At 72.6% G+C, this 22916-nt stretch carries 21 protein-coding genes; 10 read left to right on the forward strand and 11 right to left on the reverse strand.

The genetic code is table 11. The features are described 5' to 3' along the window. Positions 1–7 precede the first annotated feature (7 nt). The 3 genes from AB0C15_RS07855 to AB0C15_RS07865 form a co-directional block, all read right to left on the reverse strand. Positions 8–775 carry a TetR/AcrR family transcriptional regulator gene (locus AB0C15_RS07855; protein WP_357349819.1) on the reverse strand — a complete coding sequence of 256 codons (768 nt, stop codon included), beginning with the start codon at positions 773–775 and terminating at the stop codon, positions 8–10. A gap of 175 nt (positions 776–950) precedes the next feature. Then, entirely contained in the window at positions 951–2585 is a 1635-nt protein-coding gene (locus tag AB0C15_RS07860; RefSeq protein WP_357349821.1) for an MFS transporter, read from the reverse strand. Beyond that, positions 2579–3274 (reverse strand): SDR family oxidoreductase, encoded by a 696-nt coding sequence (locus AB0C15_RS07865; protein WP_357349824.1) that lies wholly within the window; start codon positions 3272–3274, stop codon positions 2579–2581. Before AB0C15_RS07865 ends, AB0C15_RS07860 begins: the two co-directional genes overlap by 7 nt. A 151-nt stretch (positions 3275–3425) precedes the next feature. Between AB0C15_RS07865 and AB0C15_RS07870 the strand changes: the two genes are divergently transcribed. The 3 genes from AB0C15_RS07870 (at position 3426) to AB0C15_RS07880 (ending at position 6528) form a co-directional block, all read left to right on the forward strand. Continuing rightward, positions 3426–4718 carry a sensor histidine kinase gene (locus tag AB0C15_RS07870; RefSeq protein WP_357349826.1) on the forward strand — a complete coding sequence of 431 codons (1293 nt, stop codon included), beginning with the start codon at positions 3426–3428 and terminating at the stop codon, positions 4716–4718. Then, a complete protein-coding gene (locus AB0C15_RS07875) occupies positions 4706–5371 on the forward strand; it encodes a response regulator transcription factor (RefSeq protein ID WP_357349828.1) in 666 nt (221 codons plus the stop codon). Before AB0C15_RS07870 ends, AB0C15_RS07875 begins: the two co-directional genes overlap by 13 nt. Positions 5372–5466: 95 nt before the next feature. Beyond that, positions 5467–6528, forward strand: coding sequence for a Gfo/Idh/MocA family oxidoreductase (locus AB0C15_RS07880; RefSeq protein WP_357349830.1), 1062 nt, complete (start codon positions 5467–5469; stop codon positions 6526–6528). 115 nt (positions 6529–6643) lie between these two features. Here the strand turns inward: AB0C15_RS07880 and AB0C15_RS07885 are convergent, their stop codons facing one another. From AB0C15_RS07885 to AB0C15_RS07895, 3 genes are all read right to left on the reverse strand, one after another. Beyond that, a complete protein-coding gene (locus tag AB0C15_RS07885; RefSeq protein WP_357349832.1) occupies positions 6644–6802 on the reverse strand; it encodes a hypothetical protein in 159 nt (52 codons plus the stop codon). Positions 6803–7093: 291 nt separating this feature from the next. Beyond that, positions 7094–7315: a hypothetical protein gene (locus AB0C15_RS07890; protein WP_030335934.1), complete on the reverse strand. Its 222-nt coding sequence runs from the start codon at positions 7313–7315 to the stop codon at positions 7094–7096. A 269-nt stretch (positions 7316–7584) separates the two neighbouring features. Then, a complete protein-coding gene (locus AB0C15_RS07895; RefSeq protein ID WP_357349834.1) occupies positions 7585–8667 on the reverse strand; it encodes a PIN domain-containing protein in 1083 nt (360 codons plus the stop codon). Between the two features lie 217 nt (positions 8668–8884). On the opposite strand from AB0C15_RS07895, the gene AB0C15_RS07900 reads away from it, so the two are divergent. Then, entirely contained in the window at positions 8885–10921 is a 2037-nt protein-coding gene (locus AB0C15_RS07900; protein ID WP_357349836.1) for a glycosyl hydrolase family 28-related protein, read from the forward strand. 48 nt (positions 10922–10969) lie between these two features. Here AB0C15_RS07900 and AB0C15_RS07905 read toward each other — a convergent pair whose 3' ends face one another. From AB0C15_RS07905 to AB0C15_RS07920, 4 genes are all read right to left on the reverse strand, one after another. Further along, the gene (locus AB0C15_RS07905) at positions 10970–11605 is read right to left on the reverse strand and encodes a hypothetical protein (RefSeq protein WP_357349838.1); all 636 of its coding nucleotides are present in this window, start codon (positions 11603–11605) and stop codon (positions 10970–10972) included. Between the two features lie 13 nt (positions 11606–11618). Beyond that, positions 11619–12713 (reverse strand): SRPBCC domain-containing protein, encoded by a 1095-nt coding sequence (locus AB0C15_RS07910; RefSeq protein ID WP_357349840.1) that lies wholly within the window; start codon positions 12711–12713, stop codon positions 11619–11621. 67 nt (positions 12714–12780) lie between these two features. Continuing rightward, positions 12781–13830 carry a nitronate monooxygenase gene (locus AB0C15_RS07915; RefSeq protein ID WP_357349842.1) on the reverse strand — a complete coding sequence of 350 codons (1050 nt, stop codon included), beginning with the start codon at positions 13828–13830 and terminating at the stop codon, positions 12781–12783. Positions 13831–13859: 29 nt separating this feature from the next. Further along, positions 13860–14975 (reverse strand): hypothetical protein, encoded by a 1116-nt coding sequence (locus tag AB0C15_RS07920; RefSeq protein WP_357349844.1) that lies wholly within the window; start codon positions 14973–14975, stop codon positions 13860–13862. Positions 14976–15120: 145 nt separating this feature from the next. Here AB0C15_RS07920 and AB0C15_RS07925 point away from each other — a divergent pair, with 145 nt between their 5' ends. The 3 genes from AB0C15_RS07925 (at position 15121) to AB0C15_RS07935 (ending at position 18972) form a co-directional block, all read left to right on the forward strand. Beyond that, positions 15121–16086, forward strand: a complete 966-nt coding sequence (locus AB0C15_RS07925; protein WP_357349846.1) for a hypothetical protein — start codon at positions 15121–15123, stop codon at positions 16084–16086. 149 nt (positions 16087–16235) lie between these two features. Next, positions 16236–18524, forward strand: a complete 2289-nt coding sequence (locus AB0C15_RS07930; RefSeq protein WP_357349848.1) for a M64 family metallopeptidase — start codon at positions 16236–16238, stop codon at positions 18522–18524. 175 nt (positions 18525–18699) lie between these two features. Further along, entirely contained in the window at positions 18700–18972 is a 273-nt protein-coding gene (locus AB0C15_RS07935) for a hypothetical protein (protein ID WP_357349850.1), read from the forward strand. 63 nt (positions 18973–19035) lie between these two features. On the opposite strand, the gene AB0C15_RS07940 is transcribed toward AB0C15_RS07935, so the two are convergent. Next, positions 19036–20304 (reverse strand): Nramp family divalent metal transporter, encoded by a 1269-nt coding sequence (locus tag AB0C15_RS07940; RefSeq protein WP_357349852.1) that lies wholly within the window; start codon positions 20302–20304, stop codon positions 19036–19038. A gap of 224 nt (positions 20305–20528) precedes the next feature. On the opposite strand from AB0C15_RS07940, the gene AB0C15_RS07945 reads away from it, so the two are divergent. From AB0C15_RS07945 to AB0C15_RS07955, 3 genes are all read left to right on the forward strand, one after another. Then, on the forward strand, positions 20529–20936 hold the full coding sequence (locus AB0C15_RS07945; RefSeq protein WP_357349854.1) for a GntR family transcriptional regulator: 408 nt from the start codon (positions 20529–20531) through the stop codon (positions 20934–20936). An 80-nt stretch (positions 20937–21016) separates the two neighbouring features. Next, positions 21017–21907, forward strand: coding sequence for an ABC transporter ATP-binding protein (locus AB0C15_RS07950; protein WP_357349856.1), 891 nt, complete (start codon positions 21017–21019; stop codon positions 21905–21907). Further along, the gene (locus AB0C15_RS07955; protein ID WP_357349858.1) at positions 21904–22893 is read left to right on the forward strand and encodes a transporter; all 990 of its coding nucleotides are present in this window, start codon (positions 21904–21906) and stop codon (positions 22891–22893) included. Before AB0C15_RS07950 ends, AB0C15_RS07955 begins: the two co-directional genes overlap by 4 nt. Positions 22894–22916 lie beyond the last annotated feature (23 nt).

Genomic DNA, 22916 nt, shown 5'->3' on the forward strand with positions numbered 1-22916 from the left:
CGCCCGGCTACCGGTTGGCCGCCCGCTCGGCGACCACCACCGAGATCCCGTCGAGGACGCGTTGCAGGCCGAACTCGAACGCGTACTCCGGGCCGTACGCGGCGCCGTGCCGCTCGCCCGCCGCGGTGCCGACCCGGGACGCGACCGGGTAGGCGCCGGCCGTCAGGACCGTCTCCAGTACGGGCGCGTGCGACTGCCACCACTGGCCGTCGGTCAGGCCGGTCTCGCGCTCCAGGTCGACCACCTCGGAGGCGGCCCGCGCGGCGCTCTTCACGTGCCCCAGCACGAGGGTGAGCACCGCGTCGATCTCGACGTCGGTGAGGCCGATGTCGACGATCGCCCCGAGCTCGTACTCGTACTTGGCCATCAGGTGCGGGCCGAGCACCGGCCGGGTGGTCTCGGCCCGCAGCATCCAGGGGTGCCGCTGGTAGAGCGCCAGGTTGTCGCGGGCGACCCGCTCCAACCGGGTGCGCCAGTCGCCCTCGACGGCGGGGCGCGGCATCTCGCCGTACGCGGTGTCGATCATGACGGCGACGAGTTCGGCCTTGCCCGGCACGTAGGTGTAGACCGACATCGTGCCGACCCCCAACGCCGCACCGACCCGGCGCATCGTCAGCGCGTCGAGCCCTTCGGCGTCGGCGATCTCGATCGCGGTCTGGACGATCCGGTCGACGCTGAGCGCCGGGCCGGCGCTGCGACTTGTCGGCTCCCGGGTGCGCCAGAGAAGGGCCAGGCTGCGGGCCGGGTCCGCGGTCGGCTTGCGCTCGTTCGCCATGGTGCGGCCATCCTAACAACGCGGCCGTACGCCGTACGCGGCCCGTGCCGGGCTGCCTGCCACGCGCGGTCGCGCCAGGGGGTGAGCGCGGTCGCGCCAGGGGGTGACCGCGGTCGCGCCAGGGGGTGACCGCGGTCGCGCCAGGGGGTGACCGCGGTCGCGCCAGGGGTGAGCGTCAGAGCGCCTCGCGGTCGTCCGAGAGTGTCGGGCCGGCGGCGGCGGGCACCAGGTGTCGGACCTCCGGTTCCCCGTCGGTCAGTTCCCGGGCCCGTTGCTCGGCCGCGCGGTCCTCGCCGGTCAACCGGCCACCGTGCTGGCGCAGGTGCTCGTCCCAGGACGGCACCAGATACACCTCGACGAACCGGTCCACCGTCTCGGCCGGGCGGAACAGCCCCCAGCGCATCGCGCCGGTCCGCTGCCGCGCGCCGCGCACCAGGTCCATCGCCGCCAGGAACCGTCGGGCCCGCTCCGGCCGGACGGTGTACTGCACCGTCACCAGCACCGGCCCCACCCCCGGGTCCGGCTCGTTCGCCAGGTGCAGTTGCGGCCAGTACGCCGCCGGTTCCCGGTTGACCGACCGCAGGTCCGGCAGCGGCCAGATCCGGCTCGTCAGGGTGCCGACGAGCATCAGCACCGCCGCCGCCAGGTACGCGAGGACCAGCCCGGCCATCTCGGCCACCAGGCCCCAGAGCAGCGCACCGGCCGCCTGCCCACCGGCGAAGCAGACCTGGTAGACGGCCAGCCCCCGGGCCCGTACCCAACTGGGCAGAAAGAGCTGCATCTCGGCGTTGACGTTGGCCAGCACCGTCACCCAGGCCATCCCGGCGGGCAGCAGGGCGAGCAGCACCAGCGGCACCACCCGCACGGTGCCGACCACGGTCAGCGCCACGGTGAACAGCGCCCCGGCGATCAGCAGGAGCTGGTTGGCCGACAGCCGGGTACGGATCACGGCCAGCAGCACGCCACCGGCGATGGCGCCCACGCCGAGGGCGGCCAGCAGCACCCCGTACCCACCGGAGCCCAGCCCCAGCCGCCGGTTCGCCACCAACGGCAGCAACGCCCACAGCGCGCTGGCCGGGACCACGAAGACGAGCGCCCGACGCAACAGCCGGCGGACGGTGGGCGAGTGGCGTACGTAGCGGCTGCCGGCGCGCAACGCGGCCGTGAACCGCTCGGGCACCTCGACCGCGCGCGCGTTGCCGGGTCGCCAGCGCCACAGCGCGTACGCGAAGATCCCGAAGGCGACCGCGTTGATGCCGAAGACCGGGGCGACGCCGGTACGGGCGATCAGCACGCCGGCCACCGCGGGTCCGACCGCCCTCGCCACGTTCACGCTTATCGAGCCGAGCGCGGAGGCCGAACGTAGCTGCTCCTGCGGCACCAGCTCCGGGATCACCGCCGCCCAGGCCGGCAGGGTCAGCGCCTGCCCGACCCCGAACGCGAAGGTGAGGGTGAGCAGCAGTGCCGGCGGCATCCGGCCGGTCAGGGTGAGCAGCGTCAACGCCACCGCCACCGCCACCAGGAACAGCTGCACGGCGATCAGCAGGTGCCGGCGGTCGAAGCTGTCGGCGAGCACCCCGGCGGGCAACGCCAGCAGCAGCACCGGCAGCAGACTTGCGGTCTGCACCAGTGCGACGAGGGTGGAGGCGTTGGAGTGGTTGATCAGCAGCCACTGCGCGCCGACGGTCTGCATCCAGGTGCCGATGTTCGCGGCCAGCAGGGCCAGCCACAGGTTGCGGTAGACCGCGGTCCGCAGCGGCGCCCACGCCGAGGCCGGACGGTCGGCGGGGCCGGCTGCGGCCGTCACCACCGCCCGTCCGCGCGCAGCACGCGCTCACCGGAGACGTAGAGGTCGTCGGGTTCGAGCAGCAGCAGCCGGACGACCTCGGTGGCGACCTGTTCGGGCATGGCGTACACCTCGTCCAGGCACTCGGCGCCCACCCGCTCCTGGAGCCGGGTCGGCATCGGCCCGGGGTGCAGTTGCATCACCTTGACCCGGTTGCTGTGCTGGGCTTCGGCCAGCGAGTCGACAAGGCTGTTGCCGTAGCTCTTGGTGGCCCGGTAGACGGGGATGCCGGGCCGGGGGGCCGCCAGCGCCAGTGCGCCGATGTACACGACGTTGCCGTGGCCCTGCCGGTGCAGGTGCTGAACCGACTCCCGCAGCAGGTACGTGACGCCGAGGACGTTGATCTCCACGGCCCGGCGGATGTGCTCCACGGACAGCTCGGCCAGGTCGCCGCCCGCCCACATCGAGGCGCAGGCCGCCACGCCGTCGATCGTGCCGTGGCGCTGCACCACCTCGGCGAAGGAGTCGCGGACCTGCTCGTGGGAGGAGATGTCGCAGACCGCCCCGTCGCAGCCCAGCTCGTCGGTCACGGCGGCGACCTCGGCCGGCTCGTTGCCGAACACCACGACCTGGTGCTCGTCGACGAGCAGTCGGGCCACCTCGAGCCCGAGGCCGCTGGTTCCGCCGACCACCACGAAGGTTCTGGCACCCATGTCTCTCCAGCCGCCGCGAGCGAAGGTCACGCGGCCCGTTCTTCCCGTTTCCGGAACCCGCACACCCGCTCGGCCGGTAGTGCTGGGTATACCCCGAAGAGTGGATCTGGACGGCTGGGGTGCCGGCTCGTACCCGATTAGCGTCTGCCACATGACCACGGAACACCCTTCGCACCTGGCCGAGGCGCTGCGCCGCCGCCGCTGGCCGCTCTCCGCGTGGCCCTGGCGCGCGCTTGCCTACCTGGCGACCACGGTGCCGATCGCCGGTGTGCTCGGCGTCGGGCTGCTCGTCATCGGCGCACCCCTGCTGGCCGCCGCCAACGGGCTGCTGCTGCACGACCGGCCGCCGAGCATCGCGCTGATGCTGTTCCTCGGTGTCGGCAGCCTCACCCTGCTGGCGTTGGCCCCGATCGTGAGCTTCCCGGTGGCCGCCGTCGAGCGGTGGCGGGTCCGGCTCGTCGACGACCGTCCGCTGCCGTCGTCGCCGTGGCCGGGCCTGGTCGCCCGCTACCGCGACGCCGCGACCTGGCGGGAGGTGGCGTACCTGTTCTGGCTGGGCGGGTTCACGCCTGTCGCGTACTGGGTGTTCCTGGTGCTGGTGCTGCTCGACGTCGGAATGATCTCCAGCCCCTGGCTGGCCGGGGACGCCGACCAGCCGGTGGTGATCTGGCAGCCGATCGACAGCACCGGCGAGGCCATTCCGTACGCGATCGTGGGGGTGTTGCTGATCCCGGTGCTCTGCTACGCCGCCGGTCTGCTCGCCGCGCTCCAGGGGGCCGTGGCCCGCTGGGTGCTGGCCCGGCCGGTGGACGCGGTGGCGCTGCGTGAGGTCTCCCGCTCGCGCACCCGGCTGGTCGGCGCGTACGAGGCCGAACGCCGCCGCATCGAGCGCGACCTGCACGACGGCGCGCAGCCCCGGTTGACCAGCCTCACCCTCCAGTTGGGCCTGGCCCAGTTGGACGTACCCGCGGACTCCCCCGCGTCCCGTCCCCTCGCCGTGGCACACGAACAGGCCCGGGGCCTGATGGTGATGTTGCGGCAGTTGGTGCACGGCATCCGCCCGCAGAGCCTCACCGACCTCGGCCTGGCCGGCGCCGTCCGCGAGCTTGCCGACGCCGCCACCATCCCGGTCGACGTGCACGCCGACCCGCAGGGCGAGTTGCCGGAGATCGTGGAGACCACCGCCTACTTCGTGGTCTCCGAGGCGCTTGGCAACGTCGCCCGGCACGCCCACGCGACACGTGCCGACGTACGCCTCACCCGGGCCGGCGGCGACCTCGTCGTCGAGGTCACCGACGACGGCCACGGTGGCGCCGACCCGTCCCGGGGCACCGGCCTGACCGGGCTCGCCGACCGGGTCGCCGCTGTCGACGGCCGGCTGCTGCTGTCCAGCCCGCCGGGCGGGCCTACCGTGGTCCGGGTGGAGCTGCCATGTCGTCGGTGACCCGGGTGGTGCTCGCCGAGGACGAGGTGCTGCTGCGGGAGGGTCTGGTCGCCCTGCTGACCCGCTTCGACTTCACGGTGTGCGCGGCCGTCGGCTCCGCACCCAACCTGCTGACGGCGGCCCGCGAACACCAACCGGACCTGGTGCTGACGGACATCCGGATGCCGCCGGGCCGCCGCGACGACGGGCTGCGTGCGGCGGTCGCGCTGCGCACCGAGCGACCTGACCTCCCGGTCGTGGTGCTCAGCCAGTACGTGCAGACCGGGTACGCGGCGGCGCTGCTGGACAGCGGCGACGGCCAACGGGTGGGCTACCTGCTCAAGGACCGGGTCGCCGAGGTCACCGACTTCGTCGACACGCTGCGCCGGGTCGCCGACGGCGGCACCGCGATCGACCCGGACGTGGTCCGGCAACTCCTGCACCGCCCCCGCGACCCGCTCGCCGCCCTGTCCGCCCGGGAACGCGAGGTGTTGGCGTTGCTCGCCGAAGGGCGGTCCAACGCGTCCATCGCCGGCCGGCTGCACGTCAGCGAGGCGGCGGTCGGCAAGCACGTCGGCAACATCCTGCTGAAGCTCGACCTGCCGCCGAGCGACGACACCAACCGTCGGGTGCTCGCGGTCCTCACCTATCTGCGCGCCGACCCGGTGAGCTGACGGGCCGAGATCGGGCCCGGTCGCGCCGGGCGTAGATTCACCTCAGCGGTACCGACGCCAGGTCAGGGCGCGGACCATCCAGACGGGGGCACGGCATGGCGAAGGCGCTGCGGGTTGGTCTGCTGGGGTACGGGCTGGCGGGCCGGGTGTTCCACGCGCCGCTGATCGCCGCAACCCCGGGGCTACAGCTCGACGCCATCGTGACCCGTGATCCACAGCGGCGCGAGCAGGCGGGGCAGCACTTCCCGGACGCCCGCCTGGTCGACGACGCCGACGAGCTGTGGCGTACCCCGGACGCCCTGGACCTGGTCGTGGTCGCGACGCCGAACCGGCAGCACGTGCCGATGGCGCGGGCGGCGCTCGCCGCCGGCCTGCCGGTCGTCGTCGACAAGCCCCTCTCCCCGACCGCCGCGGAAGGCCGCGAGCTGGTCGACGAGGCGACCGAGCGTGGAGTGCCGCTGACGGTCTTCCAGAACCGGCGCTGGGACGGCGACTTCCTGACCGTCCGCCGCCTGGTCGAGCAGGGCGAGCTGGGGCAGGTGCTGCGCTTCGAGTCCCGGTTCGAGCGGTTCCGTCCGACGATCAAGCCGGGCTGGCGGGAACTCGCCGGGCCGGAGGAGGCCGGTGGCGCCCTCTTCGACCTCGGCGCCCACCTCGTCGACCAGGCGGTGCAGTTGTTCGGCAGGGTCGACCGCGTCTACGCGGAGGTGGATCGTCGTCGCGCCGGCGCGGCTGTCGACGACGACGCCTTCGTGGCGCTGACCCACGCCAACGGGGTCCGCTCGCACCTGTGGATGGGCGCGGTGACCGCTCAGCTCGGGCCGCGCCTGCGGGTGCTTGGCGACCGGGCCGGCTACACAGGTTACGGGCTCGACGTGCAGGAGGCGGCGCTGCACGACGGCGGCCGACCGGGCCAGCAGGGCTGGGGCGAGGTCCCGCCGGAGCGCTACGGCCTGCTCGGTGTCGACGGTGACCTGCGGCCGGTGCCGACCGAGGCCGGCGCGTACCAGAGCTTCTACGCCCAGGTGGCGGCCGCGCTGCGCGACGGCGCACCGATGCCGGTGGACCCACGGGACTCGGTCCACACGGTCGAGTTGATCGAGTTGGCGCACCGCTCGGCGGCCGAGGGTGTGGTGCTGCCGGTCCCGACCGCCTGACCGGTCCGCACGTCCCGTCGCCCGAGTTGCCGAGGCGTACACGAAAACTGGTGGCACGCCCTCGGCGTGCTGCGCCACCAGGTCGTCCAGGCAGACAACTATCGACGGCGGAGCATCAGTCGGGGATGTCCTCGGAACGAGCCTCGTCCGGCGCTCTGGCGTCGTCGTCGGTCAGCGCGTCGTCCGACGGGGTGCCGAGGTTGGCGAGCCGACGCTCGGCCTCCCGGGCCTCCTCGTCGATCCTGGAGTCTTCCTCGTCGGGACCCTGCGACATGGGCGACCTCCATCGGGCGCGCGACCGGCAGCCCTGCGGATACCCGACCTGGGGGCAGAGACACGGAGATGTGCCGCCGTTGCTCGATCAGGTGATGAAAAAGTAGCTGGTTCCACTCCCCCGGAACCTACTTTTCCTCGCAAGATCACTTGGCCAGCCGGCCCGGCGGGAACTAACTTCGGGCGCGTGTAAGGCCGTGGCGAGCTGTGGGTGGTTACCGAGCGCCGGGCCGGTCGGCGGGCCCGCCGGGCTGGAACCCGGGGAGCGTTGCCGACCCGGCCCGGTGCCGGATCAGCGCTGCTTCAGCTCGCGCCAGGATGGGTGGGTGCCGCGCCAGGCGTCGGCGAGGATGGCCGCCGAGGCCCGGCTGGGGCACTGCTGCACCCGCTCACGGCCCGACGCCCCACCAATCTGGGCGCGAACCTCCCAACCCTGCCCGTCAGTACGGATGTACACGTCCCTGCGCCCGCGCGGGGTCGTGTCTCCGTTCCACCAGTGCTCCTCCACCTTCATTCGCCGACCGTATAGCAATTCCCGCGCAGAGGGTACGGCGCAGGTATGCCCGAACCGGGGCAAGGGTGACAATCCAGGCGCATTTCGGGCCAACCGTTGGCGGTTCGAAACCATAACGGACGGTTCTCCCGCTCCTGAGTTGCAAATCAGGAAGCCCTACTGCACCCCCACCCCCCAACCCGCTCCTGTTGATCAAGAGGTTTGCGTCAGGAATCGCGCTCCCGACGACGCAAACCTCTTGATCAACAGCGGTGGGGGGTGGGGGACCGTTAGGGGTTGGTGGTTAGGAGGTAGTCGTCGGCCTCGGGGCTCCAGCGCAGGTCCAGGACGCCGGCGGTGGCGGCGGCCTTGCAGAACTGCAGGAAGCTGCGGTAGCCGAGCTTCTTCTCGCTGAAGTCGGGGCGGGCCCGGCGCACCTGGTTCTTCAGGCCGGAGAGCGCCACCGGGTTGCCGCCACTGCCCAACTCCGCCACGACGCCGCGGAGCAGACCGAACGCCACCTCGCGGTCGCCGTGCTCGGGCAGCGAGACCTCGGGGTCGCCCTTCGCCGGGCCCTCGGCCAGCTCGATCACGTTGCGTTCCGCGAGGTGGCGCAGCAGTTCGCCGAAGGTGCGGAAGCCGTAGTCGGACTCGCTGAAGGTCGGGTCCTTGCGCAGCAGGGTGCGCTTCAGTCGGGAGGCGGTGACCTCACCGTTGGCGCTGCCCTGCAAGCCGGCCACCGACTGGGCCACGAGCACGGCCAGGGCGTCCACGTCCCGATCGGGCTCCGCCTCCTGCGGTCGACGGTCCTGCTCCTGCTCCGGCTCCGGTGGGCGCTGTTCGACGCCGGCCTGCCGGGTGGTGGGCCGGGCGCGCCGTCCACGGGCCGGCGGGATGTCCACCCCCTCCAACCTGTCGTAGTAGAGGAACTCGTCGCACGCCGGTGGGAGCAGCCCCGAGGTGGACCCCTCGACACCGACGCCGATGACCCGCTTGTTCAACTCGCGCAGTTTGTGCACCAGCGGGGTGAAGTCACTGTCACCGCTACAGATCACGAAGGTGGAGATGTAGTCGCGTTCGAACGCCAACTCGATCGCGTCGACGGCCATCTTGATGTCGGCGGCGTTCTTACGGGACGCGCCCATCCGCTGCGGGATCTCGATCAACTCGACGTGGGACCGGGTGAGCATCCGGCGGTCCTCGTCGAAGTAGGACCAGTCGGCGTACGCCCGGCGGACCACCACCCGGCCGCGTTCGGCAAGCGCGTCGGCGATGGGCCGGAAGTCGAAGGCCGCACCGCCACGGTGGTCGCGCGCACCCAACGCGAGGTTCTCGTAGTCGAGGAAGAGGGCAATCCGGTCTTCTTGATCCACGCGGATCAGCCTACGCCGGGCACGAGCTGGTGGGAGTGGACGACGCGCGGCACCTCAACTCGACGACCGTCCATTTCTTGCGGCCTGATAGTCGTTAATTTTCATTGTTCGATAGTCGTCTTGCAGTGCCATGTCTGGTGCTGCATCATGGCGATCAATGTCGGGCGTCGGGGGCGCCGGGCGGACCTCCACCACCATCCACCCAGGAGGGTCACCGATGTTTCGCAGCCTCATGCCGGCGCGGGGACGCCCCGGCCGGCACAGCGGCACCGCCGTCGCGCTCGCGGCCGGTCTCGCCGTACTTGTCGCCGCGCCCACCATGGCCGCCGCCAACCCATCCGCGGCCGCCGTCGCCCAACCGGTGGTCACCCGGGCCGCCCTCGACCCGGCGCTCGTCGCCGGACGGGGCGCGGACGTCGACTTCCTCGAACAGGAAGCGGAGAACGCCCGCACCACCGGCGAGATCATCGGGCCCGACCGCTCCGCCTACACCCTGCCCGCGGAGGCGTCCGGCCGCCGGGCGGTCCGGCTCACCCCCGGCGAGTACGTGGAGTTCGTCCTGCCCAGCGCGGCGAACGGGATCACCGTGCGGTACAGCATCCCGGACGCCCCGCAGGGTGGCGGGATCACCGCGCCGCTGAAGGTCGCGGTGAACGGCAAGCACCTGCGCACCATGACGCTGACGTCGCAGTACTCGTGGCTCTACAACCAGTACCCGTTCACCAACGACCCGCAGGCCGGGCTGCTGCACCCGGACTGGTGGATCACCGAGTGCCAGTGCGTGCCCTCGGCCACCACGCCGTACCCGAGCATCAGCACGCCGTTCCGGCCCACCCACTTCTACGACGAGCAGCGGCTGCTGCTCGGGCGTACCTACCGGGCCGGCGACCGGGTCCGGCTCACCGCGCCGCCCGGCAGCGCCGCCGCCTGGACGGTCATCGACCTGCTCGACTCCGAGCTGGTCGCGCCGCCGCACGTCCGGTTGCTCGCGGCGAACGTGCTCGCCTTCGGCGCCGACCCCACCGGCCGGCGGGACTCCGCCGACGCCCTGGACCGGGCCATCGCCTTCGCCCGACGTGCCCACCTCACGGTCTACGTTCCGCCGGGCACCTACCAGGTCAACCGGCACATCATCGTCGACGACGTCACCATCGAGGGCGCCGGCAACTGGTACACCATCATCAAGGGCCGTGAGGTCGCCCTGCCGACCCCCGCACCGGACGGCTCGGTGCACACCGGGGTCGGGTTCTACGGTCGGGGCGCCGCCGACGGCGGCAGCCGCAACGTGCACCTCTCCGGCTTCGCCATCGAGGGCGACGTGCGGGAACGCATCGACACCGACCAGGTCAACGCGATCGGTGGGGCGATGAGCGACTCCACCGTCGACGGGCTCTACCTGCACCACACCAAGGCAGGTCTGTGGTTCGACGGCCCGATGCGCAACGTCCGCGTCACCAACAACATCATCGTCGACCAGATCGCCGACGCGCTCAACTTCCACACCGGCGTGACCGACTCCCTGGTGGCGCACAACTTCGTCCGCAACACCGGCGACGACGGCCTGGCGATGTGGTCGGAGAAGACGGCAAACGCACGGAACACGTTCGACCACAACACCGTGCAGTCACCGACCCTGGCGAACGGCATCGCCATCTACGGCGGCACCGACACCACCGTCTCGCACAACCTGGTCGCCGACCCGGTACGCGAGGGCAGCGGCCTGCACGCCGGGGCCCGCTTCGGCGCGGAGCCGTTCACCGGGCACCTGCGCTTCACGAACAACACCACGGCCCGCGCCGGCACGTACGAGCTGAACTGGAACATCGGGCTGGGCGCGATCTGGGTCTTCGCCCTGGATCGCAGCATCGAGGCGCCCATCGAGGTGACCGGCGACGCGTACCTGGACAACACGTACAACGCGATCATGCTGGTCAGCGACTGGCCGGTGAAGGACCTCTACTCGATCTCCGACGCGCGGTTCCGGGACGTCCGGGTCGACGGCACCGGCACCTCGGTGCTCAGCGCCCGCGCCGCCGGGTCCGCCTCGTTCGCGAACGTGGACGCCCGCAACGTGGGCGCGGTCGGCGTCAACAACTGCGGAACGTTCCACTTCACCCCGGCCGGTTCGGAGTTCACCCTGACCGACCTCGGCGGTAACGACGGCGGCTGGCTAGCGCCGTGGCTGCTGCCCAACACCATCACCTGCGACGACCGGCCGCCCGTGTCGCCGCCCCCGCCCCCGGCCCAGTGGTGAGCGCGGTGGGCGGCCCGGGAACGTCGGGCCGCCCACCGCACACACAGGTCAGCGTGTCCTGGCGTACGCCAGCGGCACTGTCGTCGACTGACCGTCCCACCGTCCGCTCAGCGTGCCGCCGGCCGTCGCGCCGGCACCGACCCCCGGCCGGCGTACGACGATCAACTCGACCGTGTCGGTGGCGATGAGCGTGCGGTCCTCGTCGACCACCCGGCGCACCGCGCCGACGGTCGGTACGGGAGTGTCGGTGGGGCCGTCGACGACGACTGTCACCGTCGGCTCCCGCACCTCACGTCGGCCGTCGACCTCGAAGTACTCCTCGGCCTGGCCGCTGCCGGTGAGGATCGCGTGGGCGAGCGCGGCAGCGTACACCGGGTCGACGCAGCCGTCGTACACCCAGCGTCGGCCGAGCACCGAGTGCTCGGTGGTGCCGACCAGCCAGCCGTCGGCACCGTCGAGGGGCGCGGCGCGGTAGGTGAGTGGGACGTGGTGGACCGGCCCGTCGGGGGCGCCGACGAGCATCGTCTCGATGCCGACCTCGCCGGCCGGGTCGTCGAAGCGGTAGGCGCCCCGGCTGACCACCTCGACGCCTCGCGGGCCGGCGAACCACGGCCGGTCGGGCAGCCAGGCCGTCAGCAGGTCCAGTTTCGTGGGGTGCAGGGTCGCCCTGTGCAGCAGTGCCATGACGGCAGCCTAGTCAGAGGCCCGTGCAGGGCTGTCCCCCGATCGTGCAGCTCTCCGGTTCCCGGGCCTTCGGCCGGCTGTCGCGGACGTCGAAGCTGATCGTCCGGGACCCTCCGGCCGCCACGGCGGTGCCGGTGAAGGTGATCGTGCGCCCGTCCTGTCGCCAGTTCGCGCCGTCGACGTCGTCCACCGTGGTGCCTTCGGCGAGGGTGACCACCACCGCCCAGTCCGCCACCGAAGCCGCACCGGGGTTGCCGACCACGATCTCGCCGGTGTAGCCGAACAGGCGGCTGGAGTCGGTCTCGTAGCGGGCCGACATGGGCGTCGGCGGCGGGGGCGGCGGAGCCACCGACGTGGAGGTCCGCGAGGGTTTCGCCGACGGGGTCCGGCTCGGGCGGGAGGTCGCCGACGCGGTGGTCCGCGAGGGGCGTGTCGAGGGGGTCGCCGCCGGCGCGGCGGCGGTCCGGCCGGGCGTCAGGGTCGCGGACGCGGTAGCCGACGGTGCGGGCGCGGCGACCGGCTTCGGGTCGGGCGGCAACGTCACCCAGGCCGCCGTGCCTGCCACCAGCACGGCCCCGGCGACCACGGCGACGAGCGTACGACGTCGGCGGGGGTTCCGGCCGGCCCTGCCGCGTACGCCGACGAGCGGCAGCTCCGCGGTCATCCCACCGTCGGCGCGGCGCAGATCGACCTGCTGGAAGGCGAACCAGTCGAGGATGGCCGGCAGCCGCACCGTCAACGCCTGGCGGAGTTGCTGCTCGCGGGGCTTCTGCTGCTCGACCGACCACCCGCCGTGCGTGGTGACCTCCCGCACCTCCAGCCGGCAGCCCTGGGTCGTGGCTGTGACGTCGCAGGTCACCTCGCTGAGCCGACCGGCCTCGTCGCAGGCCAGCACGAGCAGGTCCGGTTCCCGCCGCTCGGTGACCTCGACCTCGACGTCGGCCTGGAAGCCGGGCAGGCCGGCGGTGCGCAGCAGCATCCGGTCCGGTACGCCCTCGACCAGCTCGACGTCGGCGAACCACCGGCCGAGCAACTCCCGATCGGTCAGGGCGCGCCAGACCCGCTCAGCCGGGTGGGACAGCTCGACCTGCGCACCGATCTCGATCACGGCGAGACTCTAACGGGTTGCCCGCCCGCCCTGTTCCGCCCGCCCGAGGCGGTGGTCGCGGTCCTGGTCAGCCCCAGCGGCGGGACCGCTCGACCACTGTGGCCAACGCGGTCCGGGCGTCGGCACTCACCTCGGCGACCACCTGCGCCGCCGGCAGGTCCCGGGCCAGCGGGTGCGCCTGACCGGCCCACAGGTTGGCCACCGAGGCGTCCCCGTCGCGCCGGGCGGCGGCGAGCAGTGGCCGGGTCAGGTGCAGCACCTGGGGGTAACCGCGGGGTGCCACGCTGTCGTGCTGGCGCAGGAAGTCGTTCGCCACGCCACGGGCCCGCCTACCGGTGAAGGACCGGGTCAGCGCGGTCGGCGCGGCACCGGCCACCGCCGCCCGGTGCATCGGCGAGCTGCCCGCCTCGGGGCAGCGCAGGAAAGCCGTGCCGAGTTGCGCGGCTTCGGCGCCGGCGGCCAGCACGGCGGCCACCGCGGGGCCGTCGACGAGGCCGCCCGCGGCCACCAGCGGCAGGTCACAGCGGGCGGCGGACAGCCGCAGCAGCGGCAGCAGGGCGTAGTCGTCGTCGTCCGGCTGGCCGCCGCGATGCCCACCGGCCTCGGTGCCCTGCACCACGACCGCGTCCACTCCCCGCTCGGCGGCGGCGGTCGCGGCGTCCGGACGGGTGACGGTTGCCCACACCTCGGTGCCCCGCTCGCGCAACGCGGTCACCACCGCCCGGTCGGGCAGCCCGAACACGAAGGACACCACCGGGACCGGGTCCGCGAGCAGCGCCGCCAACTTCTCCGGGTACGCGTCGTCGCCGCCCACCGGCTCGCCCAGGCTCACCCCGCGCTGCGCGGCCTGCGGGGCGAGCCGTTCGGCGTACGCCTGGATGGCGGCCTCGTCGACGCCGCCCGGGTCGGGGAGGAAGACGTTGACACCGAACGGCCGGTCGGTGCCCGCGCGGACCTCGGCGATGTCACCGACCAACCGGCCGGTGTCGATCATCCCGGCGGCGAGGAACCCCAGCCCACCCGCTGCGGACACGGCCTTCACCAACGCGGGCGTGGACGGGCCACCAGCCATCGGGGCGGCGACGATCGGGTGGCGCAACGTGGACAGGACGGACATGCCCCCATCCTGCCGCAGGCCGGACCCGTTCACTGGCGCGCGGTGCGCCTCCACCCCAGCACGCCGGCCAGTCCGAGCAGGAGCAGCAGTGTGCCCGCGCCGACCGCGAGCGGCCAGGTGCGCCAACCGGCGCCGCCGGTCTCCCCGGCGGCCGGACGGACCGCGGCGGACGCCACCGGGCCGACGGACTCCGTCGACGGTGCCGCGGTGACCGTGGTGGCCGTGGCCGGGTAGCGCAGGATCGTGGAACGGGTGCCGGCCGGCTGACCGGCGGACTCGGAGACGGTGAGCAACGACCGACCGTCGCGGCTGTAGGTGATCGACTCGCCCTGCGGCTCGTCCGGCAACGGGGTGACCCGCGGGGTGCCGGTGGTCAGCGCGCGAACCACGTCGCCGTCGGGCACGTCGTACTCGAAGGCGTCGGCGTAGCTGCGCAGCACCACCCGCCGCCCCTCCGGGGCGTTCGCCGCGCCGGTGATCACCCCACGCCCCAGGAAGGAGAACGGGTTGCTTGTCGTGGTCGTCGGCAGGTCCACCTGACCCAGCGCGGTCAGCGGTGTCGTCGCCTCCGCACGCAGGTCGGTGGTCGGCGCGTACAGGAAGACGGTGCCGCTGCCGCCCTTGGTGAGGATCAGCGGACGGCCGGACGCGTCGAGCAGCAACGCCTCGGCGTCGTGCGGACGGTCCGGGTAGCTCATCCGGTGCAGCACCGGCTGCTTCGCCCCCGGCGCGAGCCGCCACACGCCGACAGTCGTCCGGGTGCGGTCGTTGTCGCCGATGTCCGCGACCCAGATGGTGCCGTCCCGGCCGATGGCCAGGTCCTCGGTGTCGCGGGGGCGGGACGGGAAGGAGACGGTCCGCACCACGGCGCAGCGCTTGTCGAGGAAGAAGATCCGGCGGCGGGCCTCGTCGTCGGCCCCGTCGTTGATCACCACGTACCCGTCGTCGGTGGTGACCATCCCGGAGATCTCGCGCAGCCGGTCGTCGCGCACCTGGCAGACCGGCGTCCCCGCCGCTGCCGCGCCCGCCGTGGCAGTGCCCGGCACCAGCACCATGGCCGGCGGCAGCACGCCCGCGAGCAACGCGGTAAGCACCGCCCCCGCACGAGCACGCCGCCCCCGGGCCAACCGTCCACGTACCCGCATCGCCCACCCTCCTCGTCGCGGCCGTGACCGGCCACCCGCCCATCCTGGCCGATCCCGGCCACGGTCGGCGGTCATCGGGGGGACGCGCCGGAGTCCCTGGTCGATGTACTGTCGCTCCGCCTGATCGTCAAGCCGGAGGATGCACATGTCCGCGAGCGACACCGCGCCGGCCACCAGGTTCGCACGGCGGCTGCTGCGCCGCCTCGGCCGCCCGGCCAGCGGCCCCGCCGTCGCCTGGGTGCCGCTCGCCGCTGTCGTCTGCGGCCTCTTCACCGGCGCCCTGGCCAGCCGGGCCGCCTGGGAGACCTCCCGACCGCAACCCGACCGGGCCGAGGCCGCCACCATCCTCACCCAGGTCTTTCCCGGCCACGACCTCGGCGAGATCGACACCCCGCCGGCGCTCTTCGTCGTCTACGGGCACCCGCTGCGCCTGTCGACGGTCAAGACCCTGCTCTTCTGGGACGGCGGCGAGTACCAGGAGAGCGCCACCGGCGCCACCGCCTTCGGCGCGCCACCGGTGCCCGCCGAGCAGATCGTCACGGTGGCCCGGGAGCGCCTGACCGGTGCCGGCTGGCGGGTGTACGACCCCCAGGTGTCCGACCGGGTCAGCTGCGCGGACAAGATGTGCGCCACCCCGCAGGCGGTCACCGACACCGCGCTCACCGCCCGACGGGGCGACACCATCCTGAACGCCTCGATCTCCTCGCAGACGGCAGTCGACGCCAGCTACCTCTCGGTCGAGCTGCACCGCGCGCCGCCACCGCTGGTGATCCCCGCCGGAGTCCTCGGCACGGTGCTGGGCGCGGTGGCCGGTTGGCTGGTCTTCGGCTGGGTCAGCCGACGCACCGAGGAACGCCGCAGCCGTGGCACGGTGAACGGTCTGATGGGTGTGGCCACGGTGCTGTGGTGGCTGCCGTTGCCGCTGAGCGTCCCGTCCCTGCTGTCGCACCACCTCGGCGAACCGCACCCGGCCTGGCACCCGTACTGGGAGTGGTTGGGCCAGCCGAGCGCATCGCTGCTCTTCCTGGTCGGCGCGGTGTGTGTGCTGCTGGCGCTGGGGCTGGCCGCCGGGAGCCGCCGGAGCACGACGCCCGAGGCGACTGCCGACTGACCGGCCTCGACATCCATCGAGGGTTACCTGTCGGTCCGCCGACCGGTACGGTCCGAGATGTCCACGGTCGTGGCGGGCCCGGACGACGGCGCCCCGCGCGGCCCGGCGCCCGGCACCGCCCGGCCGACCGGCCACGAAAGGGGCGCAGGGTGCGGATCAGAGCGGGATTGTGTGTCGCGGCGCTCGTCGCGGGAGGGCTGACGATCGGCACACCAGCCGCCGCCGCACCGGCCAGCGCCAGCGTGGTGCCGATCCAGGTCACCGGTGACCCGGCGACGCGGTTCAACCTGGTGCTGCTCGGCGACGGTTACACCGAGGCCGACCTGCCCACCTTCCGCGCACACGTGGACCGGCACCTGAACACCCTGTGGACGATCGAGCCGTTCAAGTCCTACCGCAGCTACTTCAACGTGTACGCCGTGGAGATCGTCTCGCCGGAGTCCGGGGTGGACTGCGATCCCGGCCTGTCCGCGCCGCAACGGGACACCGCGCTGGGCATGGGCTTCTGGGGTGGCTGCAACCCGGCGAGCGTGCAACGCCTGCTCACGGTCGACGGCGCCGCCGCGAACGCGTACGCCGATCTGGCCGTCGGTACCAACCCGGGCAACCGGCAGCTGATCGCGCTCGCCAACAGCGGCACCTACGGTGGGGCCGGCGGCAGCAACGCCACCGCCTCCGGGGGCAACGCGCTCTCCGCGCTGATCAGCCCGCACGAGTTGGGGCACTCGCTCGGTGGCTTGCAGGACGAGTACGACTACTACGGCCGTGGCGTGCCGGGCGACACCTACAGCGGGCCGGAACCAGGTTCGGTGCACCACACCGTGCTGACCGAGGGGCAGATGCGCGACACCCGGGCCAAGTGGTGGCGGTGGCTGGGCGAGCCGAGCGAGGCGGGTGGGACGATCGGCCGCTACGAGGGCGGCCTGTACCTGCAGCGCGGGGTGTGGCGACCCAGCCGGCACTCGATGATGAAGTCGCTGGGCTTCTACTTCGACCAGATCGGCCGAGAGCGGATGACCGAACGGATCGCCGCCCGGGTGGGCATCGTGCAGGGCGGCACGGCCACCGACCAGGCGGTCGGCGCGGACCGACTGCTCTGGGTGGACACCCTGCACCCGGTGAGCCACGCGTTGGCGGTGACCTGGTCGGTGGACGGCAGGGCGGTGTCGCGCACCGCCAACGCCCGCCACCTGGACCTGCGGAAACTCCGGCTCTCCCCCGGCCGGCACACGGTGACCGCCACGGTGACCGACCCGACGGAGTTCGTCCGCGACCCGGCAATCCGCAGCTCACCCGCGCTGACCCAGACCCGCACCTGGACCGTGGACACCGCAGTGCGTACCCCGGTGGTGGATCCGCCGCTGGCGATAACCGCGTCCACCGCGACCGATCGGCCGGTCGGCGCTCGCGACACGGTGTACGTACGGACCAGCCAACCCACCGACCGCGCGCCCCGCGTGCGCTGGTCGATCGACGGCCGGCCGGTGGCCGACACCGGCACCGATCGGGACGTGGACCTGGGCTCCCTCGGGCTGTCCCGCGGCACCCACCGGCTGACCGCCCGGGTCGATGATCCGGGCACGGCCAGAGCGGTGACCCGCACCTGGGCCGTCGACGCGACCCGGCCCGCCGTGTCGTCCGCGCTCTCCGAGCCGCTGCTCACCACGACCCGGCCCGGCCGACCCACCGAGTACGTGTACAACGGCCCGTTCACCATGGGGCTGACCGGCACCGACGACGGCACCGGTCAGGTCACCTCGGAGTTCCGGCTCGACGGCGACGGCTGGCACAACTACTACGGCTGGCCCACCGACGCCCGCTCACCGTTCCTGTTCACCGCCACCGGCACCGACGTGGACGGTCTGGTCTACGGCAACCTCGGCTCGGGCGGCCTGTCCGTGTCCCCGTTCGCCGAGCGGTCACCCGGGTACGGCCGGCACAGCATCGAGTACCGCGCCATCGACGCCGTCGGCAACATCGGGCCGGCTCGCGCGTTCGTGGCCACGCTGATCCCGCCTCCACCGGCGTGCACCACGGTGGTCACCGGCCGGCACGCCGGCCCGCTGACCGTCGCCGCCGGTGTCACCTGCCTGCGCGCGGCCACCGTGACCGGCCCGGTCACCGTCGCGCCCGGTGCCGCAGTGGTCGCCCAGGGCTCCTCGATCGCCGGTAACCTGGCGGCGTCCCGCGCCGCCGCCGTCGAGTTGTTGAACACCGAGGTACGCGGTGCGGTGGCGCTGACCGGCACCACCGACCACGTCACGATCGTCGGGGCGCGAGTGACCGGGCCGCTGACGCTTACCGCTACCGCGTCGGCGCCCATCCTCGCCGGCGGCCAGGTCGGCGCGCTTGCCTGCTCGGGTGGCCCGGCTCCGGTAGACCTGGGTGCGCCCACCACGGTGCGAACGCCGACCGCCGGTCACTGCCGTCGCGCGTGACAACCACACCGCTGCTGGATCCGCGCAACCAGCGGGACGGTGCTGCTTCCGTCGCTGGGGGCAGCACTGTCCCGGAAACTGCCCAGATCGCGACCGGCGTGGGGGCCTGAGTGCGGCGGCGACGGGTAGGCAGCGGCCCGGCGGCATGTCGACACCCGCCGGGTGGGAGGCTCCGATGAGCACGTACCGGGATGAACAGGGCAGCCCGATCCCTCCTCCGGAGGCGGATGCCCTCGAGCAACGACAGGACGCGTTCGACGTCGGTCCGCCGGACCGGGTGTCGGGTGACGTGGACCCGGAGGCGGCCGAGGCCGACCTCGCCGAGCAGGGCGCCTTTCCGGCGGGCAGCCTGGAGGAGGTGACGTCGCTACCGGCCGACGCCAACCCGGCGGACGCGATCGAACAGCGCCAGGAGATCCCCGCCCGCGACGAGGGTCGTCGCACCTGACCACACCCACTCCCCCGGCCGGGCCAGCCACGTGCGGCCCGGCCGGTAACGGAGACGGCCTACTCACCCGGCGACGACCTGCCAGAGCAGGAACGCGTTGAGCGCGACCACCAGCACCGCCACCAGGGAGGCGGCGGCGGTGGTGAGCGGGTGGTTGACCAGGTTGCCCATCAGGTCCCGTCGGCGGGTGAAGGCGACCACCGGGATCAGCGCGAACGGGATGCCGAAGCTGAGGATGACCTGGGACAGCACGAGCGCCCGGGTCGGGTCGAGCCCGATGGAGAGCACCGCCAGGGCGGGCAGCAGGGTGACCAGTCGACGCAGCAGCAGCGGAATCCGCCGCCGCAGGAAGCCCTGCATGATCACCTCCCCGGCGTAGGTGCCGACGCTCGTGGAGGCGAGCCCCGAGACCAGCAGGGCGACGGCGAACCCGAGCGCGGCAGCGGTCCCGATGGTCTGGCCGAGCCCGGCGTGCACCCCCTCCAGGCTGTCCGCGCCACCGGGGCCACCGCCCCGGAAGCTGGCCGCGGCGATCAGCAGCATGGCGAGGTTGACCGCGCCGGCCGCGCTCAGGGCGAGCAGTACGTCGGTGCGCTGGCCGCGAAACAGGATCCGACGCTCGGTGTCGTCGGTGGCCGGGATGCGGTCGCGGGTGAGCGCGGAGTGCACGTAGATGACGTGCGGCATGACAGTCGCGCCGAGGATGCCGGCGGCCAGCAGCACGCTGTCCGTGCCCTGCAGGCGCGGCACCAGACCGGCCATGGCCGAGCCCGGGTCGGAACCGGAGGCGAGCAGGTTGGCGGCGAAGGCCAGCACGATCACCCCGAGCAGGACGGCGATCGCGATCTCGAAGGAGCGGTACCCGCGCGAGCGCAACGCCAGCACGGCGAACGCGGAGGCGCCGATGATGATCCCGCCGGGCAGCAGGGGGATGCCGAAGAGCAGGTACAGGGCGACCGCGCCACCGATCACCTCGGCCAGGTCGGTGGCCATGGCGACCAGCTCGGCCTGCACCCACATCACCCGGTTCACCGGCCGGGGCAGGCGCTCCCGGCACAGCTCGGGCAGGCTGCGCCCGGTGGCCAGACCCAACTTCGCGGTGAGCGTCTGCACAAGCATCGCCATCAGGTTGGCGACCACCACGACCCAGACCAGCAGGTAGCCGTAGCGGGCACCGGCGGCGGAGTTGGTGGCGAAGTTGCCGGGGTCGACATACGCGACGGCGGCGACGAAAGCCGGACCGAGCAGGATCAGCCGCCCGCGTACGCGACCCCGGGCGCGAGCGGCCTGTAGTGGAGTCGCCCTCGACGTCGTCAGTTCGTTGGTGACCATCGAATCCCTCCCCCGTCCACGCTGACCGCTGCCGGTCCGTTCCCGTCGGGCTGACCCGTCGGTGCCAACCGGTGGCCCACCGGTGCCATCAGGTAGGGCGCGGCGGACTGGACGCGCCGGCGGCCCGGGCGGAACATCCCGCGTCGGGCTTGACAGCCGGAGAGTCACCGATGAAGCTGTCTATTAGTCCTACTGTCGTAGGACAACAGGAAGGATCATCGCGAGTGATCGAGTTCGTACTGGACAGCCGGTCGAAGGTGAACACCTACATGCAGCTCGTGCAGCAGGTGAAACAGGCGCTGCGGGTCGGCCTGCTGACGCCGGGCGACCAGTTGCCGAAGGTCCGGGACGTCGCGCAGTCCCTGGCGATCAACCCGAACACGGTGCTGAAGGCGTACCGGGAGTTGGAGATCGAGGGTCTGGTCGGTGGCCGACCCGGGGTGGGCACGTTCGTCCAGCGCACCCTGGCCGGCGCGTCCCTGCCCAACCAGGCCGAGTTGCGCGACGACCTGGTCGCCTGGCTGCACCGGGCGCAAACGGCCGGCCTAACCGCCGAGGACGTCATCGCCCTGGTGGAGACGACGCTGCGCGCCACCCTCGCCGACGACGCCCCGCAGCCGGAGCGCGCGTGAGCGGAGCAGAGCGAACGGACCACCCACACCTACTCGCGCGACTGCCGAGCGGTGACGCGAATGGAACGAGAGGACAAGGAATGGACATGACTCTGGAAGCCGACCGGCTGGGCAAGAGATACGGCAGCACCTGGGCGTTGCGGGACTGCTCGCTGCACCTGCCGGCCGGTCGGATCGCCGCGTTGGTCGGGCCGAACGGCGCGGGTAAGAGCACGCTGTTGCACCTGGCCGTCGGGTTGCTCAAGCCCGACGCCGGTGAGGTGCGGGTGTTCGGCCGGTCCACGTACGGCGACACCGAGGGCCTGGCCGACATCGGCTTCGTCGCCCAGGACACCCCGCTCTACCGGGACTTCACGGCGGCCGAGTTGGTCGTCGCCGGCGGCAAGCTGAACAAGCGGTGGGACGCGGCGCTGGCCCGAACCCGGCTGGCCCAGCTCGGCATCCCGCCGGACAAGCCGGTCGGCAAGCTCTCGGGCGGTCAACGGGCCCAGGTCGCGCTGGCTCTGGCGCTGGCGAAGCAGCCGCGGCTGTTGCTGCTCGACGAACCGGTCGCCAGCCTCGACCCGCTGGCTCGACGGGAGTTCCTCCAGTCGTTGATGGGCAGCGTCGCGGAGTCGGGCACCACCGTCCTGCTCTCCTCACACCTGCTTGCCGACCTGGAGCGGGTCTGCGACTACCTGATCGTGCTCAACGCCTCCCAGGTGCAGCTCACCGGCGCGGTCGACGATCTGGTCACGGAGCACCGGCAGCTCGTCGGGCCCCGACACGACGGCGGCGACATCGGGGGCGTCGCCGCAGTGGTCCGGGCCAGCCACACCGACCGGCAGTCCACGTTGCTGGTCCGCACCGACGGGCCGGTCACCGATCCGGCCTGGACGGTCCGCGAGGTGAGCCTGGAGGACGTCGTGCTGGCCTACCTGGCCGACGGCAGCACGCAGACGAGTCACAGCGAGTGGGGGGTGGCAGCATGATCTGGCTGACCTGGCGACAACACCGCAAGCAGGCGCTCTACACCCTGCTGGCGTTCGTGGCACTCGCCGCACTGCTGGTGCCGATCGGCCTGGCGATGCGCAGCACCTTCAGCGACCTCGGGTTGACGGACTGCGCCAGCCAGCTTGCCCGTGCCGACGTGGCGCAGACGACCCGGGAGACCTGCGACGCGGGCTTCCACCGCTTCAGCAACCAGTACGGCAGCCTCAACCTGATAGCCGTACTGCTGATCACGCTGCCGGTGCTCATCGGCCTGTTCTGGGGCGCGCCGCTCGTCGCCCGCGAGGTGGAGCAGGGCACGCACCGGTTCGTCTGGACCCAGGGTGTCGGCCGCAACAGGTGGGCCCTGGTGAAGTTCGGGATGGTCGGTGGCACCGTGCTGCTCCTCTCGATCGGCTACGGGCTGGGTATGTCCTGGTGGGTGGAGCCGCTGACCCAGACCGCTCAGGAGGGTCGGCTCGGCGTGATCGTCTTCGACCTGCAGGGCATCGTCCCGATCGGTTACACCCTCTTCGCCGTGGCGCTCGGCATCTTCGCCGGCACCGTCTGGAAGCGGATGCTGCCCGCCATGGGCATCACCCTCGCCGGGTTCATCGGCGTACGGGCGGCGGTGGAGCTCCTGGCCCGGCCGCACTACCAGGCCCCCCGCACCAGGACCTTCCCGATCGAGGGGGACGGGCCACTCGCGGACGGTCGGGGCGACTGGATCCTCACCCAGGGCATCCGCAACCCGGACGGGACGATGATCGCGGAGGACACCCGGATCCAGTGCCCGTCCGGCGGAAAGGGGCCGGACGGTCGGGTCTGCGGGGCCGAATTGGGCCTCGAACCGGGCGCGTACAACTGGCAGCTCTACCAGCCGGCGGACCGGTTCTGGCTGTTCCAGAGCATCGAGACAGGAGTCTTCGTGGCCCTGGCCGTGCTCCTGCTCTACCTCGCGGTGCGTCGGGTCCGCCGGATCGCGTAGGCGGAAACGCCGGACGGCGTAGG

It is taken from the genome of Micromonospora sp. NPDC048835, from assembly GCF_040649995.1.
Taxonomy (GTDB): Bacteria; Actinomycetota; Actinomycetes; order Mycobacteriales; family Micromonosporaceae; genus Micromonospora.